Origin of the sequence: Bacillus sp. RB3 (assembly GCF_030164735.1) — a bacterium.
Taxonomy (GTDB): domain Bacteria; phylum Bacillota; class Bacilli; order Bacillales; family Bacillaceae_G; genus Bacillus_A; species Bacillus_A cereus.
This window is the reverse complement of the sequence record NZ_JASNGE010000002.1, coordinates 110,720-127,054: the sequence shown is the minus strand read 5'-3', so window position 1 is coordinate 127,054 and position 16,335 is coordinate 110,720. Positions and strand designations below refer to the sequence as shown.

Sequence of the window (16,335 nt, the reverse complement as noted above, 5' to 3'; positions counted from 1 at the left end):
AATCTATAAGCCCTCAAGTGTTTTTTATTATTCAAGAGAGTCTTTCCATTCTTCATAACTAACTGCGGTAATAACCTCATTCTTACCTGTAGTTGGGTTTCTGGCCCTTCTCTCAATAAATGGGCTAACATCCGCTACCTCAGTAATGAAAGTACAGCGGCATCGTACAACTTCTTTAGCAGGTAAATTACTATCATGTGGATATTCGCAGCTATAGCCACCCACTTTAAATAAACCTTTAAACGGCACTTTTTGATGATCTGCTGCTTGGTGAGTAGGACGTGTACGTTTATCTAATGTAGAAATCCAAATCTTCTTCATTGATACACCTTCATCAAAAGCGTGAGAAGCACTGTCATAAGTACCTAAGTTTTGCACCCTAGCACTTTCTGTCCAAGCGACCATTTGAGCTTTCTTCGCATCACTATCAAGTATCGGCTTAATCCGATTTGCCATTGTTGCATATCCTTCGCCTTTTCTAAGACCGATAGATAATTCTCTGCGTATTCGGTTAACTATCTGTACTCGATGTGTACTTAACCTTTGATTGAGCGTCATTTTATCGATTGGCATTTGTACCGCACGTTTAATGACGTTTGGGTCAATCAGCCCATATGAAAGAAATACACCAACCTCTTTTTCGATAAGATAACTCGTATAATAAAAAGACTCCCCATATTGAGTGGAGAGTGTTTCATTGAGAGTTTTCTTTTTCTCATAAGTTATTTCATTAATAACTTGCTGTAGTTCACTTCGCAGGTTCTTGTATCGATTAAACCGAAGCATTTCCTGCATACTTAACTGCTCATTTACCGCATATTTGGCATAATAAAAAGCCAGTATTCCTCTGACTTCTTCCAGAGCATCTTTATACAGATAGAGAATCGCCTTTTCCAGCTCGTCCTCTATCTTTTGGAGGTGTTTCTGCTTCTTGTCCCATTCCACTAGGCTCACCTACCTTGTCGAGATTCATGGAATCAGCCTCTTCTTCCTGCATCTTCTGTATCTCCGCCTTCGGATCAGAAACAACAGATAACATAGATAATCGTGTTTCTTCGCTTACTAAACCTTGTAGTTTAGACTGCACATCAGCTTCATCAGCTAAGTTAGCTGGAAGGTTTCGCGTGAATTGGAACGTCATACAAAGATAATCAAGCTCAGCTTTGTTTGAACGTAAATTCCAAGCGTCGAATAGTAACTTGAATTGTTGTCGCAGCGACTTAGTGAATTTCATTTCTAACGTTCCTGATTTCGTTTCTAATGCTAGTAGCTTATAACGAATAGCAACCCCAGTGAGGTTACCACCGAATGATTCATCAGAAAGATTAACATGCTTTGTAAAACGGCATATATTCTTTTCTAATCTATCTAGATGATGTTCCAAGATGTTGTCATTAAGATCCTTAGTTAAAAATGAAGCCTCGCCATTCTCACCTACATCAAGAGCTCCAGTTTGCTTTAACTTCTCGATAGTATCATCATCTATATCAACACCTTTAAAAATCATATAAGCCAAGCGGAACTGCTCAATTTCACTGTTCACATCAGAAAGTGCTCTGTCGTACCCTTCAATAAGCGCAATAGCTTTATCAACATCCCCCTGCAATTCTTCATTGTTAGGAAATCCGATAAGTGGTACACCTTTGTATAAATTAGTGATTCGATTTGTTTCTTTCAGCTTATCTAAATCTTCACCAGTGTACTCAATGATTTGCGTATCATTGTAAAATTCCACTTTATATCCATCTTTAAAGTCATCACCGTCAATTACTTTGATTGGATAGCAGCGGATAGCGTATTTGGGTTCTGCGATGCTTGAATTAGTAAGGAAAATAGCTTCATAAGGTTTGATATTCATAGCCTTTTCTTCACCATCTTTATCATGGTAAAGTAGCCTTGCCCCGTATCCACAGATAGAAGCAAATTTACCTGTTTCTGCATCAGCATCTTCAGTATGATTTGCCTTTAAGAAATCTTGGATTTGTTTTAATACTTCCTCATCTTCATGATCTAAGCTATATGAAATAGGTAATCCAAACATATAACCAATCTTTGTATCAATAATTTCAGAGAAGAAGTCATTGTTCAGCTTGTTGTTAACCTTATCCTTATTTCCATCACCTTTAAACTCACGTGTGAAGATAGGTACACCCTTTTCGCTTGCTTTATAGCGTTCATACCTATTAATCATGCGTTTTTTTAATGGTTCAAACTCATCAATAATCTTCTTGAGCAGCTTCCGTGTAGGCTCACCATTTTGTTCATCCAGTAACGGAATGTAATGTTCAAACATCGTCTCACCTCCTTAATAAATTGACTTAACTGCTCTAGCTTTGTTATTAGACATAATTACGGTATTTACAAAATAGCGATCAGCATCCATTTGATGGTCATTCTGCTTAATTGGTTTGTCTTCCCCGCGTTCCATTGCTTTTTCATCCCATACATAAGAAGAAAATTCACGGAACGTTTCTTTGCAACAATCGCAGAATTTAATTAATTCCGTTGTTAATGCAGTTGCTACATTTCGTATTCCATCTAATACATCGTTCTTTGCTTTTTTTACTTTCCAACCTTTTTGTTTCAGTAAAATAATAAATGAGCTTGCCGATGGGTCTACGATAATACGCTTGGTTAGACCGTTTGCAAACTCAACTAAATCATCATAATATTGTTCATCTGACTTTTGTAAATTCTTCTTACGAGCGTCATGATGGTATTCTTTCACCTTATACCAAATGCCACCATATAAGCCCCATAAACCAAAAGCCATAGGGTTTTGTGTACCGTAATCGCAGGAGATATAGTACTGTTCGTATTTTCTTGGATGCGACGGTACAACATGTTCCTCTTCATTAAACATACTATATATTAAACCTTCCGCCATTACCCATAAACCTAATATATAGCGTTGATAGAACACACCACTAAACATACGTTTAAAGCGGTCTTTTACTTTCTCAGAAAGAGATAAATTATCATCCATTGTAAATTTCAAATGACAAACTAACTTCTCTTTTTTCTTATCGATAAGCTCTGTTTTTACAAAGTGATATGGCGAACCAGGGTTGCAGTTCATAAATATCTTTGCGCCATCAACAGAACACCGCCCAATCATTTGATCTATAAATGATTTAGGAAATAGCGCAGCTTCATCAGCTAATGAGCCAGCAGCAGTTAAACCTTGTAACGTATCCTGCGAATTCTCCTTATTAGCTCCAAACAAGTAGTACGTATTCCACCCAATTTGCAGATAGTTTTCAGAACGGTTGTAATCATATCGCCAACCCCATGCGGTAAGTATTTGTATCATAGGGTTGATTACGTTACGTTTTAATGAGCCAATTGATTTACCAGCAATGATAAATGACTCACCTTTAAACTTTTCTTGTGACCATTGCAAGAAGCTACAGATCATCGAAATTGTTTTACCAGAACGAATTGCTCCATCTGCAATAACGATGTCATGATTCTCATATGGCGAACCATCTCGCCACCACCACAATAATTGTAATTGTTTATTTGAAAACGGCTGGAACTTAAACGATTTGGTTTTCCGCTTTTTAATCCTCGCCATCTGCATCACCAAATACTTCTTTCATCTTTTCTGGATCAGGAGCAGTTGCTTGTAAGAAATCTTGAATTGCTTCTGCATTATCAGCATCTTCATCACCAGTTAAATTTGCAATTTCAGCATTAGCTTTCTTTATGTTCGCTTTCTGTACTTCCATATGCATCTTGTGACGTTCTTCTTCAATTTTTCGCTTGAAGTTATCAGGCACTAAATCGAAGTACATCGCTAGTTTATCAAGTGCTCTCATCTTGTCAGCAAGCTTGATAGAAACGCCTTCTTTGCCTTTTTTCACTTCCGCAATGATAGAACCATCAACCATATCAGATTCGTTAAAATCAACATAACTAATGGTCCTCATGACCGGCTTTCCGTCTTCATCTTTTACAGGTCCAAACGGCCCCATCACTTCTACATCTTTTTGACCAAAGGTTACGTAATTCGTAATATCCGCAAAAGCAATCTTGATGTACTCATTCAATACATCCATCGCTTCCAAAAAGATATTCTCAACCATTTCACCTTTAATCTCCCTGATGTACGATGCTACACGTTCTCTCCTCAGCAACCGGCTACTCGTAACATGTGCGCTCCCCTTTGCATAACCAGCTTTCAGTGCAGCTTGCGTACCGTTAAAATACTTTACGTAATACAAACAAAAGAGCCGTTCTTGTTCAGTCAGCTCTTCATCATCTAGCATCTTTTTTAACTTGGCTTTTGTCTTGGGATTTTTAACATTAGTAATTACCTTTTTACCAACGGTAATATTACCAGTAATGTTTTCATCCCATTTATCAAGCGTTTTCCATTTTCTAATTAAAGAAACACTCTTTCCTAAATCACCAGCTATGTCTTCAATAGGAATTTCGCCTTTCGAATTCTTGTACATCTCAAACGCTTTATCTCGTTCTGGGCTTCGTCTACTCATGTCACATCACCTTTTCATCTCCAATCTTGTATACAAATTAAAAAAGACCACCTTATAAGAAGTGATCTTTTTTAATCTATATACTTTTCACTACTAATTCGTTGATACTCTACTATCTTATCTAATCGATTTTGGTGAAAAAAAGGTTGGCTTCTAAACCAATCGTTCAAATCTTGATTATTTTTCGTTCTGTTACATCTTGAACATGCTGGAATGATATTGTTGATACTATATGTTCCACCTTTATCTACAGAAATGATATGTTCCTTTTCCAAACTATCCGCAACATCTCCACAGTATGCACAGCAACTTTCGTTATCTTCATTTCTAAAGTAAGTTTTACATTCTTCCCACTGTTCATTCGAAATAGAATCGCCTAGATAAAGGTTCACTCGTCTTTCAATTTTGTTTATTTTCCTTCCTAATCCCTGGTCTTCCATCAATTTAACTAACAAATCACAAGCTTTTAATTTGCTCTCGATGGATACATCATCAGATTTTATAGCTGTGGTTACTACATTAAGAACTTGGAGATAAAGTGTCTTTTTATTATCTTCTTGGATGTTATTTTCGGATTTTTTCCCATCAACATTTAAACATTCTCTTTGTTCATTCCACTTATAGTAATACTTCCATTTTCTAATCTGTGACTCAGAGACACCAATTTCTTTAGCTATATCTTTTAATAATATTTTCCCGTTCGCTCTTTTCCATATTTCATAAGCAGCGTAGCTTTTTTCACTCCTAGCTCTAGCCATATTACCCCTCCTACATAATCCCCTTTTCTTTTGCTCTTTCATAAAGTACCATACGTCTTACACCAGTAACATCACATATCTTCTTTACCGTGTAATCATTCTCCTCTCAATTAGCAAGCAACTCTAAAGCATTGCTCCATTTTATTGAATTTATCAGTTTCAATATAGATTGTAAAAGCCATCTGCATTTCACCTGCCACCTCGCGGTCAATTTTTTATATTATCATTACCCCAATACTTACTCTAATTATAAATATCAAATAAAAAAACGCCATTAAGGCGTCTTAACAATCAAGGATTCATAAGTATTACCGTTAACACTTTCGTCTATCCCATCTACGTACTCAGTAAATTCCCTTTGAATTCTTAAAACATCATTCGGATGAGTTATCACTTCACTCGACAACATCTCAAAAAGCTTATTAGTTAAATCCTCTTCAACTAGTGGACTTTGCAAGACTACAAACGGCATATTTCCATCTTCAGTATTCAACGAAATGTCTCTAACCATTGGATCATTGTTAAAACTATAGGCAACAATCTCATTATTACACACTCCACCTACAACCATAGCGATACGATTTCCATTCTCATAAGAAAAGCTATTTACTCTTTCCTTAAGTTCTTCCTTAAGAATTCCTAGATTATACTCTTCTATTCTATTTGGATAACCTGCTAGTACTTCATCACTAATCTCTTTAACACCTGTATAAGCTACAAATTGTTTAGGACTTATCATATGAAACTTTGGACACTCTTCATTTCTTACAACCCTACCATCACCATATGTTGTCACAGCTAGACCATCTGACACAACTGTAATGAACAATTCATGTGCAACGACTGATACCAAACTCATATTTCCACTCCCTTTTATTATTAATACTACTAATAATACTATATTCTATCATTAAGATATGCAATAACCATCATCCTAAGATAATAGTTTTTCAAAAGGGGTATTTATGTCACCAATCAACCCAGCAACATTACTAGGCTCAATAAGAAACACAAAAGCCATGCCACCTCACGTTCGAGTTTGTTTTGTGCAAAAGAAAAAGCACAATAATTAATGATTATTGTGCTTTTTATATTTATAATATTTACTTTGAATTTCTTCCTTACTTTCTAATAAAATCCCAAAAATTGATTGGACTTTATCAATACATTCATCTTTCTCTTGTTCATCGATAAATCTTTTATGACACATCGATTTTAACGAGCTATGGTAGATATTAATATATTGGACTTTATCGTACTCTATGTTTTTATAAATTATTTCTTTATTAGTATTTAAAACATTTTCAAACGACTGAATTATTGCTTGTATCTCTAAACATTTATTTGGTATATCCATATTTTTCGCATTAGTGATGGTAATCGTATTCAGATATCCTTTAAGATCTGCAATCAATCGTTCTACCGCTAGTAACTTTTCTGTAGCACTCAGTAAAAACACTTCTCTATCTCGATGTTTAAGTGTTGCATTCACCCCCACTAGCGTAATAAGTCCTCCCAAAATCGAACCCAAAAAGGCGATTAATCCCACTATCAGTTCTTTTTCTAATACTTTCAATGCATCCATGACCGCATAAAAAATAATCAAATCTAATATAACAACTGAAACAAGTACAAAATATGGTAAATATTTATTAATAGTCTTCATAAAATCCTCCTCATACTAATTATAGAGGATAATAATAAATTAATTAAAGAGAAAATTTATATATCAAGATAAATTATCATCAAGAGAATCGCTCACTCCTTACGCTAAACGCTTATACAAAATGAAAAGCACTCTAAAAGAGCGCCTTAACTTTCCGTTTTAGTATACAAATTATCATACACTTCAACATCTATATTTTCTGATGTTTCTTTATAAATTTTTTTCATTGTTTCTCGATCAATTTCTTCACCTTTTTTATTTTCTTCTTTTACCCTTTTCCATTCAGCTTTAAGTACTACTTGATAGAAAAAGCTTAATTGATCTACTAAATCATTCAACTTTTGTCTATCCGAATCAGAACCATTAAATTTCTCCAAGCACTTACCAATTTGAAATTGCAGTATTCTAATTTCCTTACAAATAGGCTCTGTAGGATTTAATAATAAAAAGATATGATTACCTAAATACATAACCTCGCCAAGTCTTTCACTCATTTTATTTTCATCAACTTTTGAGTTACCACTTTTTAATTTGTAAACATCAATCATTTGAAGATTTACATTCTTGAGGAAATCACTAAACTTATCCCGTAAGCTATTTATCCATTTTACCCTTTCTGCGCAAATGGCATCTATGTATCTTCTTTGCTCTAAAGCTTTAAGGTTTTTCTCGCCTAATTCTTTTGTAATATCATTAGTTTGATCTGCCAATTCTTTTTTTAAGTTATTAGCTTGATCCTCTAGTTCTTTTTTTAGATTATTAGTCTTATTCACGTTTTCACGTGTATTATAGACAGTATATATAACACCTAATAAAGAAAGAACACCAACTACAAATCTAGGATCTGTAAATAACGCTATAATTGATTGCATGTCCCTATTTTCACCCACCCTCCATCGTTTTTCATACACATAATTATAATACATTATGGAATCATTATATAAAAAATATTTTATATAATATTAATGATTCTGAAAGAAGAGTATTTATAATTCTTATTGAACTTAACAAAAAATTACTAAGCTCAATAAAAAACACAAAAGCCATGATACCTCACGTTCGAGTTTGTTTCATACAAAAGAAAAGTATCCAATTGGATGCTTTTCTATAGAATTCATTCAAATGTTTTTTTAATAATTCTATAAGTCTCTACCAACGCAGTGGTAATTAAGAGTAATCCCAATAATGAATACATAACAAAAACTAATAAATATATTTTATTCGTTTCCGGTAAGTATTGAAATATAGAACCTACTAGCATAAAAATTATCAATATAAACATTAAAGCTAAATAATTCAAATAAATATCTTTGTTCTCTTGTCTTTTTTGACTACTTTGATACGAGATACATGCAACTGTTATTGCTATTAAAGCAATAACTACAGTTGTTCCTTGTTGAAAAATTGCAGTGAGTAATTTTTGTAATTTCTCTATATCACTATATACATTTGATAATACAGCAATTATCGTTACTATTGTAAGAATAGCAGTAACTTGCATAAAAAGTTTATTCCTTCTGTAAATACCTCTGGTCATGAAAACGCCCTCCGTATGCCTGTATTATATTCGAATTATAATATTATAATACAATAATTTTATATCACCAATCAACCCAGTAACATCACCAGGCCCAATAAGAAACACAAAAGCCACAACACCTCGCCATCTACATTTCACCTGCCACCTCACGTTCGAGTTTGTTTTCTGCAAAAGAAAAAGCGCTCTAAATGAGCACATTACCTTTCTTACTTATTAAAGTATTTATTATATTTTTTATTATCTATCTTTTGAGCTACCTTTTTATAAATTCGCTCCATTTTTTCATCATCAATCTCTTCACCTTTTTTATTCTCTTCTTTTACTCTTTTCCATTCTGACTTAAGTACTACTTGAAATAAATAACCTAAGTCTTGAGCTAAATCTCTCATCTGATCAGAATCAAACTCAGAAATTTTACCTCTACGTAATTGGCTATTAATTGTTCCCTGCAATTTCCTTATTTCTTTACTAACAGGTTCTGTTGGATTTAATAAAAAATATATATTATTACTTATATATGTAAGTTCGTGATATCTCACTCTCATTAGGCTATCATCAACATCACCTTTACCATGTTTCAATTTGTTCATATCGTTCATTAGAAGGTTTGAAATCTTGACGTACTCGCTAAATTTATCCCTCATTATATTTATCCATTTTACTCTCTCTTGACTTATTGCGTCTATATATCTATTTTGTTCTGCAGACTTAAGATTCTTTTCTCCTAATTCCTTAGTGATTTTACTATTTCTCATCACTGACCAAATTGAAATCCCACTCGTGATAAGCAAAGTAATTACCGCAACTATCGTTGTAATCAAAGCATTTCGTGCAGCTGTTTCTGCGGCGATTTTCGCAGCTTCTATAGCAGCTTGTGTGTTCATTTACTTCTCCCTCTCTCCTAATTATGATTCCATTAATTATACACTACATTTTTGAATTCAGATATATAGAGGAAGATATTATGTTACATATGAACTTAATAAAATTACTCAGCTCATTAAGGGCCTCAAAATATACTAACGCTCGAGTTTGTTTTGCGCAAAAGAAAAAGCACCCCAAATAGATGCTTTTTCTCAAAAATTATTTAATTAAAAAATCCCGTCTTTACATCCAAATGATCAATTTCAGTTGATTTATCCAAACCTAATTTTTTAATACAAGATTTATAACTAATTATTATTTCTTTGCACAATGATATTTCAATTTCCAAAATTAAATCTTCAACTTTTTTTCTTTCAGGATGTGATTCAGGTAGGTTCATGAACCACAAGGCTGTTTCATACTTATTAATTAATACGACTAGATTAGGGCTAGCTAATCCCATATTTGACCCTTGGATAATAGATAAAAACTCCTTTTTATCAGCTATACTTGTTAATTCTTCCACATTTTTTTCAAATTCCTTTAACTCTTCATTGTATTTTGATGTAGTTTTTGTATGTGAAATACTTATGATTGGTATTTCTTCTACAGTCATACCTGGTGCTATAATATCTCTTAACACTTTTTGCTTTGCCAGTAGTCCATATAACGGAGCATATACTTCATTTAATCTCCTTTCTATGAATTCCCTATTTTTATCATCAAAATATTTCCTCGCCCCGAAATAAGCTGATATAATAGCACCCACAGCTGTTATTACCGTTGCAAATTGCGCAATAGTTTTAAGGATTTCTAATGAAAGGTTTTGATTATACATCCAACTATACAATCCTGTTATGACCCCTGTAACAACCAATAACAATAGTAAAAAATTGAAAATCCATCTAAAATTCAAACTTTATTCCCTCACTCTACATTAAATAATCATTTTAATATGATAACCCAATTCAAATTATGTATTTTTTCATTTTTCTTTATAGGTTCCCGGGCTTCCTATGAAATAACTCTACCACCCATCCATTAATAGCACAAATTGAAAATGACATTTTTGGGGAATATCACGAAAAAATATTTTGTATCACCGATCACCCCAGCAATATTACTGGGCTCAATAAGAAACACAAAAGCCACGACACTCACGCACCGCGGCTGAATATATAAATATAATTGGTCTTTTCGTCCTTTTTGCGGGTTCTTACCGTCCTTGCCCGTTCTCCGGTAACGTTTTGATAAAGGGGTTACGCTATCCCCACACTATTCTTTTTTCAAAGAACTGTATAGGTATAGCGTAATAGTTATTCTGTTTTGAAAAATCCTCAAAAGCGTCCCCAAGTTTGTCCCTTCTTTTGTCGATAAACATCACTCATCAGCCCCCCAGTACCTGCAAAAAGATCTAACAAAATACATACGTATTTCTGATAAACTTGACATGGAAAGCCTCCTGTTAATCCATCAATTTATAAAAATCTAAATTATTTTTATGTACTATAGTCAATAAAATCGGATATAATAGGTATGGAAAAAGCTTATTTGTGCTGTAACACAAATAAGCTTCAAAGATTACTGTTTGCTATTTCTTCTATCCATTAAAAGAATTAATAGAAGAACTAATTGGCAAACATCCGATATGGATATTGGGGCGAATATAATAATTCTCCTCCTTTCAAAGCCAATCGTACTGTAATACGATTGGCTTTTATATTGGGATTTTTATCCTCCCTATGAAATTTATCATAACATGAAAAATAGTAAATTTAATCATCCTAATCAATAAAAAATATTTCTATATTAACAGAATTCTACCTCATATTTTTTTCTGAAACACAAATATCCCCACCATCAGGCAGGGTAAGAAGATGATACAACATGTAAAATATAATAACCTCATCTATATCAATAACACAAAACGCTAGAAATCCATTTTCACTAGAATAAAATTTATTTTTAAAACTTTACTCCTTTAAAACCTAATTCCACTCCTCCATTTTGCATAAAAAATCATTTCACTTAATCACTTATTTTAAGGAAAATCATTTCAAATACCTTTATCAACTCATTTTTGAATATTTCAACAATAAATTAATATACAAATCTTGTATAAACTATTCGTTTTTTTCTCTAGGGAAACACTTTTTAATTTTGACAACTTTTTGAACAATGAATTTTTATACAATATTTGAGAAAATTGTATAATTTTGTCTAAATTATTAGTTTTACACTTCCAAATTCAAAATATAACCTAAAAAGTGTAAGGGGGACAACCTTATAAAAATACTAGGGAGGTTTTATACAATGAAAAAATCGTTAGTTGCTTTTGGCCTTACATTAGGACTTTTATCTGTTGGAGGAACAGCAGCTTTTGCTGGAGTAAATTCTCCAAATATGCTTGAATACGCTTACTCATCAGGCAAAAATCCGAGCTATTCAGTAGAGGGGAAACATCAATATGGTACATGGACAGTGACAACAAATCATCGAACAGTTAACGCCGTATTATATGAGAACTGCGGTGGTACAGATAATATAGTTGATAGAATGTCAGGAGACAGTTCTAATGATTATTATATGAATGGCTATTGTACGTATAAGGTAGCAATTAGTTCTGGAGATGGACATGCTACAGTATCTAATTATAAACGGTAAAATATATATTTCAAAAAGGAAAAAGCACTTAATTTTCGGGTGCTTTTTCCTTCCTATAAATAATTATTCTATATTATCCCCAAAGCCATAGCTATCAACCGAACGGCACTTTTTTTATTCTCATAAAATTTATCGCGTCTCATCATCAACTCGTTATAAACATAGGAATCTTTCACTTTCTCATTCCCCAAATACTTTAACTCAATAATCTGTCGCTGTTCTTTATCAAGCGCATATTGCAACGTCCGTTCAATTTGTTTAAAGCGTATCTCATGATTCTTATCGTCACCTTTCATTTTAGGAAAAAGAACAACACACCCAGCTTGAGCCCGTTCTTCTTGATTCTTCATCCGGACACACAATGCTTTGTAGTTTTTCAGCTCCTTCACCACAAGTCTTCGCATCTCCTTTTCATCGATGTCTTTAAAAAATGACAATTGATTCATACGATACGGTTCCCCTCCGTTCGATCTATACAATAGATTAATTTGACACTTGCATTCAAATCTAATAAACTATTTACTATATTTTGGTTTTAACTGTTGATTGTTCGATTCAATCATTCCTGACCGACTTACCAGTGTGGCTGGGTAGTAAAGGCTGGTTTGTTGGCATCTTGTATGCTGGCACACTTTCCTGCTCCATTTCTGAAGTACTTAACTTCTTAGTTAAGAAAAAACTTGTAACGGAGATGATGCTTATGCTATTCCATTTAGCTACAATCCTAGGTGCCTTGGCACTTTCTCAGGAATCCATGGTGGGCAGATAAAATAGCAAGTGCAACAAGGCTTAATGTTAGGAATGCATCACCAATTATATTACTAAAGTAGTATCTTTAATGATGTATTCCTTGGCCTAGGATTTCCCTAATTAAATGTGGCTTTTACAATCTCCCTCTGTAAATCTTCTTGATCTGCGCTTCAGTGAATCCCTCGTACACAGCAAACACTTCTGGAAACTCACTTAAACACATATCAATAATCGTGTCGTCTGTCGTTCTAATGTAAAAATATTTAACCTCGCCCATGTAATCGTTGTGGAGGTAATAACTCCTAATCTCGCAATGGTAGTCGTTATCCTCCAAGACTTCATACAGTTTAATTTTTGTTTCATTCATTTCAAATATTGATTATTGCTCCATTTCACTCCCTCATTCCGTATTAAAATAGCGTTTTCGTTCAATCTTCAACCTATCTCTACAAATTATGCAGGATTTACACTCCTAAATGTCGAATATTGACCGTGTTAGGAGGTGTATTTTTAATGAAATTCCAAAAGGAATATGAAATATTGTGCTCTATAAATTCTAATAAAATACTAGAAATTGTATTTGACTTTAATAATCATAGAATTAAAATCTTCTTTTCAAACAAAGAAAGAAATCAATTTTTGGTTCTTGTGTGCGAAAATAGTGAAATCTCATTTATAAAGAATTACCCAGTCTTATTCAAAAATGGTATTGCTGATATCAATATGTACTGGGGTCCTTACATTACATACGCTACAGGGTTAAGTAACACAACAAGCCCAGGGTTTACCGAGTTTCAGAAAAAACTTAAAGAGTCGATTCAAAGTGTAGAAAACCCAAATGATGAATTTAAAATCTCTTACCTTGATAGTCATGACGGCATACAAAAAATCCAAAATGCCAACAAAAAGTCTGTGCTGCCTAATAAAGAAATTTATTATCATCACACCCGGAGAACACCTATTTCTGATAATCAATATAAAAAAGTAAAGGATTTGCTTGGTAAAGATATAGCTGAACATTTTAAAAACTCAAATGTAACGGCTGTCTTCACATCAGATATCACTCAGCAAAAAACATTCGTTCTTCCTTAGACTAATGATAAATAACCTGCAAGTATTATTGACTAACACAAGTTTAACTAAAAATGACTTTGCAAACACCTGGTTTGCACACAAGTACCTTTCTGTACGACATAACTCTTTTGCTAGGCGAAATCCTAGCCTTTTTTTATTTCTCTCATATCAGTTGGACCTTGCCATTTCTCTTCACTTTCCCACTTCTTCTTGAGTTTCCCAACATAAGTAAAACTACGATCATACATAATTCTGATTTCCTTATCCGGAGTTCCTTGTTGATAGGGTTCCCCTCCGTTCGATGTGATTACTCTTTAAAACATTACTTCATTTCTTTCTGGCATTCTTTTAAATAATCGATAGCCTCTCGAATCTGTTCTTTTGTTGAAAGTAATTCCATCACATCGCCTTCTGTGTTATAAACACGAATCGTTCTATTCTTAAACTCCATACCCAACATCCCGTCATCACCTAAAAGTTTTATGTTATTCTCCATTCTCCTAACCTCACTTTCTATTCAAAGGATTATTTTGTTGAGTTTTTATAATGCTCTCTTTTCTCTTAGTAATTGACTGTTATTGATTATGACCGTATGAGCATTGCATTTTTCTTTTAATAGATCCATTAAATCTAGGACATCTTTTCTACTATTGAATAAATACGTACAATCCGTATTACCGTTATTATGGTAATACTTATAAGAAATCAAATACTCAAATCTACGTGGTCTCATTTCTCTTCCTCCCCTGAATAAAACTCAATGTTTCGTTAATAATAGATACAGGCTCCATTCATCACGAATCAACCTTACACCTAACATCTTATTTTAAGATAGGAGCCGAGCAGTTAGCTTTTGCTAGCTGCTCTTTTGTGATTCATCGTCACATTATGATGAAATAGTCATATATTATCTCGAAGTAAAAAAACCTAATTTACTTTTCAACATCTCATTTTTTCCTTAAAGAGCACTATTCAAAGGTGCTCTTTAAGGTTTGTTTGAATAAAATCCAATATTCTGTGAATACTATAGACAACCTAGTTGAGACAAGACCTCCATTAGGTGAGCAGTTAGCTTTTGCACTCCAAGCCTTGCTAGCTGCTCTTTTTTAATTTCTCCTTTTCTACAAAATGAAATTTTTATTAGATTATTTTCGCATAACATTTACAACTCTGTTCATACTATAGTTGTAATTCGCAATTACAACTGCACATTTGATAAGCACCGTTTTCTTTTTCTTAACAGGACAGCTAGCTAATCGCGCTAGCTGTTTTATTGTATAAAATGAAGTTTTTATTCGATTTCTGCACTTATACCATCTTCGCTTAGAAACTCACATAATATTTCTAAGTCTCCACTCGCTACAACCATTTCCCATGCTTCACCTTCAAATCCATACTCCTCTGAAAGAACATTTACAGCATGTTCAAAATTCGTAAAACTAAGTTCTCCGTAATTTATAACCAAACTTCGAACGTTATCCGGTTCTTCCGTTTGTTCCAGTTTTAGCTCATCGATAGTTATGTCTTTTTCAACTAGCACCTCTTCTTCGACATATCCATCACGAACGCGATCAGCTGCTTGTTCTAATGTTTCCGCTTCTACAATTCCCTCATACACCTTAGTTTCCGTATACGTTACAGTAAATGTTTTCATCATTCATTCTCCTTTTCTAATAAAATAGCGTTTTTATTAAAATTTTCTTACCTTACAAAAGTGTAAGGTCTCTGGAATACTTTTTCTGATGACTAATTCATTCAATTCCTATAAAATATATTTTGGTTTACAAATAACATATGGAGGTAAATAAACATGATGAAGCGCACTTTTATTGTTGCACTTTTAGCACCTATACTCGGCATTACAGTTGTACCAGAAGGTCGCGCTACCTTTGATAAATTTAACCTCTCTCGCAACTTAGATCTGTACTACACTACAGTTAAAAGTGACGGTGAGTATTTAGGTATGGATTCAATACGAACTGGAGCACCATCCTATGAATATAGATTTACAGCATATAATGATAAAGGCCAAAAACAAGATATTATTATTAATACAACTAAAAAACTAAGTAGAGGAGCATACTTACAAGTATTATCTAGAGGCTCCAGTGGTAAAAATTGGGCTGAGGTACAAAAAAGAGAAATCCCTCCAAGTGCCCAATTAGCTTTAAACTTATAATCAATATTTCAAGTTATATTTTTCTTATTTTAGGCTGTTTAGTATTGATGCATTAAACAGCTTTTTAATTTTTATACTTGCATAACGATTTTGTTGAAAAATGATTCACGATTTATTTACGAAGTCTATATACTTATACGGACTATAAAATATACACAATATAGTTCTTTGTCCAAGAGTACCATACGCCCAAATGGTACTCTTTTAAATTAGATAAAGATTTTTCGAACGTTTTTTCACCTTTTAACTGGACAAGCATATGTTATTGTATAAAGACTCTCCACTCATAGAAATCTACCTTTCTTATCAAAGAGCATACTTACATGTGTACTCTTTTTCGT

At 33.4% G+C, this 16,335-nt stretch carries 19 protein-coding genes and 1 pseudogene; 3 read left to right on the top strand and 17 right to left on the bottom strand.

Going from position 1 to position 16,335, the window contains the following annotated elements; genetic code table 11:
• Positions 1 to 27: 27 nt before the first annotated feature.
• From QO049_RS03520 to QO049_RS03465, 12 genes and pseudogenes are all read right to left on the bottom strand, one after another.
• Complete coding sequence (locus QO049_RS03520) at positions 28 to 795, bottom strand: phage minor head protein (protein WP_284489151.1); 768 nt, start codon at positions 793 to 795, stop codon at positions 28 to 30.
• A 73-nt stretch (positions 796 to 868) separates the two neighbouring features.
• Positions 869 to 2,293, bottom strand: coding sequence for a phage portal protein (locus QO049_RS03515; protein WP_284489150.1), 1,425 nt, complete (start codon positions 2,291 to 2,293; stop codon positions 869 to 871).
• A gap of 12 nt (positions 2,294 to 2,305) precedes the next feature.
• The gene (locus tag QO049_RS03510) at positions 2,306 to 3,577 is read right to left on the bottom strand and encodes a PBSX family phage terminase large subunit (protein WP_284489149.1); all 1,272 of its coding nucleotides are present in this window, start codon (positions 3,575 to 3,577) and stop codon (positions 2,306 to 2,308) included.
• Positions 3,564 to 4,499, bottom strand: coding sequence for a terminase small subunit (locus QO049_RS03505; RefSeq protein WP_284489148.1), 936 nt, complete (start codon positions 4,497 to 4,499; stop codon positions 3,564 to 3,566). The genes QO049_RS03510 and QO049_RS03505 overlap by 14 nt, the downstream gene beginning before the upstream one ends.
• A gap of 71 nt (positions 4,500 to 4,570) precedes the next feature.
• Positions 4,571 to 5,257, bottom strand: coding sequence for a phage terminase small subunit-related protein (locus QO049_RS03500; RefSeq protein WP_284489147.1), 687 nt, complete (start codon positions 5,255 to 5,257; stop codon positions 4,571 to 4,573).
• A gap of 10 nt (positions 5,258 to 5,267) precedes the next feature.
• Positions 5,268 to 5,390: pseudogene (locus tag QO049_RS03495) on the bottom strand (recombinase family protein); the annotation flags it as partial.
• A 141-nt stretch (positions 5,391 to 5,531) separates the two neighbouring features.
• Complete coding sequence (locus QO049_RS03490; RefSeq protein WP_098607638.1) at positions 5,532 to 6,116, bottom strand: hypothetical protein; 585 nt, start codon at positions 6,114 to 6,116, stop codon at positions 5,532 to 5,534.
• Positions 6,117 to 6,326: 210 nt separating this feature from the next.
• Complete coding sequence (locus tag QO049_RS03485; RefSeq protein WP_284489146.1) at positions 6,327 to 6,923, bottom strand: hypothetical protein; 597 nt, start codon at positions 6,921 to 6,923, stop codon at positions 6,327 to 6,329.
• A 146-nt stretch (positions 6,924 to 7,069) separates the two neighbouring features.
• Positions 7,070 to 7,795, bottom strand: coding sequence for a hypothetical protein (locus QO049_RS03480; protein WP_284489145.1), 726 nt, complete (start codon positions 7,793 to 7,795; stop codon positions 7,070 to 7,072).
• Between the two features lie 242 nt (positions 7,796 to 8,037).
• Complete coding sequence (locus QO049_RS03475; protein ID WP_284489144.1) at positions 8,038 to 8,460, bottom strand: hypothetical protein; 423 nt, start codon at positions 8,458 to 8,460, stop codon at positions 8,038 to 8,040.
• Between the two features lie 209 nt (positions 8,461 to 8,669).
• On the bottom strand, positions 8,670 to 9,347 hold the full coding sequence (locus QO049_RS03470) for a hypothetical protein (RefSeq protein ID WP_098607639.1): 678 nt from the start codon (positions 9,345 to 9,347) through the stop codon (positions 8,670 to 8,672).
• A gap of 203 nt (positions 9,348 to 9,550) precedes the next feature.
• Entirely contained in the window at positions 9,551 to 10,243 is a 693-nt protein-coding gene (locus tag QO049_RS03465) for a hypothetical protein (RefSeq protein WP_137026296.1), read from the bottom strand.
• A gap of 1,397 nt (positions 10,244 to 11,640) precedes the next feature.
• Here QO049_RS03465 and QO049_RS03460 point away from each other — a divergent pair.
• The gene (locus QO049_RS03460) at positions 11,641 to 11,991 is read left to right on the top strand and encodes a hypothetical protein (RefSeq protein ID WP_284489143.1); all 351 of its coding nucleotides are present in this window, start codon (positions 11,641 to 11,643) and stop codon (positions 11,989 to 11,991) included.
• 68 nt (positions 11,992 to 12,059) lie between these two features.
• Here the strand turns inward: QO049_RS03460 and QO049_RS03455 are convergent, their stop codons facing one another.
• Together QO049_RS03455 and QO049_RS03450 are read right to left on the bottom strand one after the other, a co-directional pair.
• Positions 12,060 to 12,437 (bottom strand): ArpU family phage packaging/lysis transcriptional regulator, encoded by a 378-nt coding sequence (locus QO049_RS03455; RefSeq protein WP_284489142.1) that lies wholly within the window; start codon positions 12,435 to 12,437, stop codon positions 12,060 to 12,062.
• A gap of 437 nt (positions 12,438 to 12,874) precedes the next feature.
• A complete protein-coding gene (locus QO049_RS03450) occupies positions 12,875 to 13,108 on the bottom strand; it encodes a hypothetical protein (RefSeq protein ID WP_284489141.1) in 234 nt (77 codons plus the stop codon).
• Positions 13,109 to 13,254: 146 nt separating this feature from the next.
• Here QO049_RS03450 and QO049_RS03445 point away from each other — a divergent pair, with 146 nt between their 5' ends.
• The gene (locus tag QO049_RS03445; RefSeq protein WP_284489140.1) at positions 13,255 to 13,833 is read left to right on the top strand and encodes a hypothetical protein; all 579 of its coding nucleotides are present in this window, start codon (positions 13,255 to 13,257) and stop codon (positions 13,831 to 13,833) included.
• Positions 13,834 to 14,137: 304 nt separating this feature from the next.
• On the opposite strand, the gene QO049_RS03440 is transcribed toward QO049_RS03445, so the two are convergent.
• The 3 genes from QO049_RS03440 to QO049_RS30890 all read right to left on the bottom strand — a co-directional run bounded on the left by QO049_RS03440 (position 14,138) and on the right by QO049_RS30890 (position 15,316).
• Positions 14,138 to 14,311: a hypothetical protein gene (locus tag QO049_RS03440; protein WP_000429748.1), complete on the bottom strand. Its 174-nt coding sequence runs from the start codon at positions 14,309 to 14,311 to the stop codon at positions 14,138 to 14,140.
• A 45-nt stretch (positions 14,312 to 14,356) separates the two neighbouring features.
• Positions 14,357 to 14,548, bottom strand: a complete 192-nt coding sequence (locus QO049_RS03435) for a hypothetical protein (protein ID WP_284489139.1) — start codon at positions 14,546 to 14,548, stop codon at positions 14,357 to 14,359.
• 558 nt (positions 14,549 to 15,106) lie between these two features.
• Positions 15,107 to 15,316, bottom strand: coding sequence for a hypothetical protein (locus QO049_RS30890; protein ID WP_071686402.1), 210 nt, complete (start codon positions 15,314 to 15,316; stop codon positions 15,107 to 15,109).
• 309 nt (positions 15,317 to 15,625) lie between these two features.
• Here QO049_RS30890 and QO049_RS03425 point away from each other — a divergent pair, with 309 nt between their 5' ends.
• Positions 15,626 to 15,994, top strand: coding sequence for a YxeA family protein (locus QO049_RS03425; protein WP_284489138.1), 369 nt, complete (start codon positions 15,626 to 15,628; stop codon positions 15,992 to 15,994).
• Positions 15,995 to 16,335: the final 341 nt, after the last annotated feature.

Excerpts from the sequence above, each read along its gene's own strand:
- QO049_RS03520 (WP_284489151.1), bottom strand. The coding sequence starts at position 795 with ATGCAGGAAATGCTTCGGTTTAATCGATACAAGAACCTGCGAAGTGAA.
- QO049_RS03515 (WP_284489150.1), bottom strand. The coding sequence starts at position 2,293 with ATGTTTGAACATTACATTCCGTTACTGGATGAACAAAATGGTGAGCCT.
- QO049_RS03510 (WP_284489149.1), bottom strand. The coding sequence starts at position 3,577 with ATGGCGAGGATTAAAAAGCGGAAAACCAAATCGTTTAAGTTCCAGCCG.
- QO049_RS03505 (WP_284489148.1), bottom strand. The coding sequence starts at position 4,499 with ATGAGTAGACGAAGCCCAGAACGAGATAAAGCGTTTGAGATGTACAAG.
- QO049_RS03500 (WP_284489147.1), bottom strand. The coding sequence starts at position 5,257 with ATGGCTAGAGCTAGGAGTGAAAAAAGCTACGCTGCTTATGAAATATGG.
- QO049_RS03490 (WP_098607638.1), bottom strand. The coding sequence starts at position 6,116 with ATGAGTTTGGTATCAGTCGTTGCACATGAATTGTTCATTACAGTTGTG.
- QO049_RS03485 (WP_284489146.1), bottom strand. The coding sequence starts at position 6,923 with ATGAAGACTATTAATAAATATTTACCATATTTTGTACTTGTTTCAGTT.
- QO049_RS03480 (WP_284489145.1), bottom strand. The coding sequence starts at position 7,795 with ATGCAATCAATTATAGCGTTATTTACAGATCCTAGATTTGTAGTTGGT.
- QO049_RS03475 (WP_284489144.1), bottom strand. The coding sequence starts at position 8,460 with ATGACCAGAGGTATTTACAGAAGGAATAAACTTTTTATGCAAGTTACT.
- QO049_RS03470 (WP_098607639.1), bottom strand. The coding sequence starts at position 9,347 with ATGAACACACAAGCTGCTATAGAAGCTGCGAAAATCGCCGCAGAAACA.
- QO049_RS03460 (WP_284489143.1), top strand. The coding sequence starts at position 11,641 with ATGAAAAAATCGTTAGTTGCTTTTGGCCTTACATTAGGACTTTTATCT.
- QO049_RS03455 (WP_284489142.1), bottom strand. The coding sequence starts at position 12,437 with ATGAATCAATTGTCATTTTTTAAAGACATCGATGAAAAGGAGATGCGA.
- QO049_RS03450 (WP_284489141.1), bottom strand. The coding sequence starts at position 13,108 with ATGAATGAAACAAAAATTAAACTGTATGAAGTCTTGGAGGATAACGAC.
- QO049_RS03445 (WP_284489140.1), top strand. The coding sequence starts at position 13,255 with ATGAAATTCCAAAAGGAATATGAAATATTGTGCTCTATAAATTCTAAT.
- QO049_RS03440 (WP_000429748.1), bottom strand. The coding sequence starts at position 14,311 with ATGGAGAATAACATAAAACTTTTAGGTGATGACGGGATGTTGGGTATG.
- QO049_RS03435 (WP_284489139.1), bottom strand. The coding sequence starts at position 14,548 with ATGAGACCACGTAGATTTGAGTATTTGATTTCTTATAAGTATTACCAT.
- QO049_RS03425 (WP_284489138.1), top strand. The coding sequence starts at position 15,626 with ATGATGAAGCGCACTTTTATTGTTGCACTTTTAGCACCTATACTCGGC.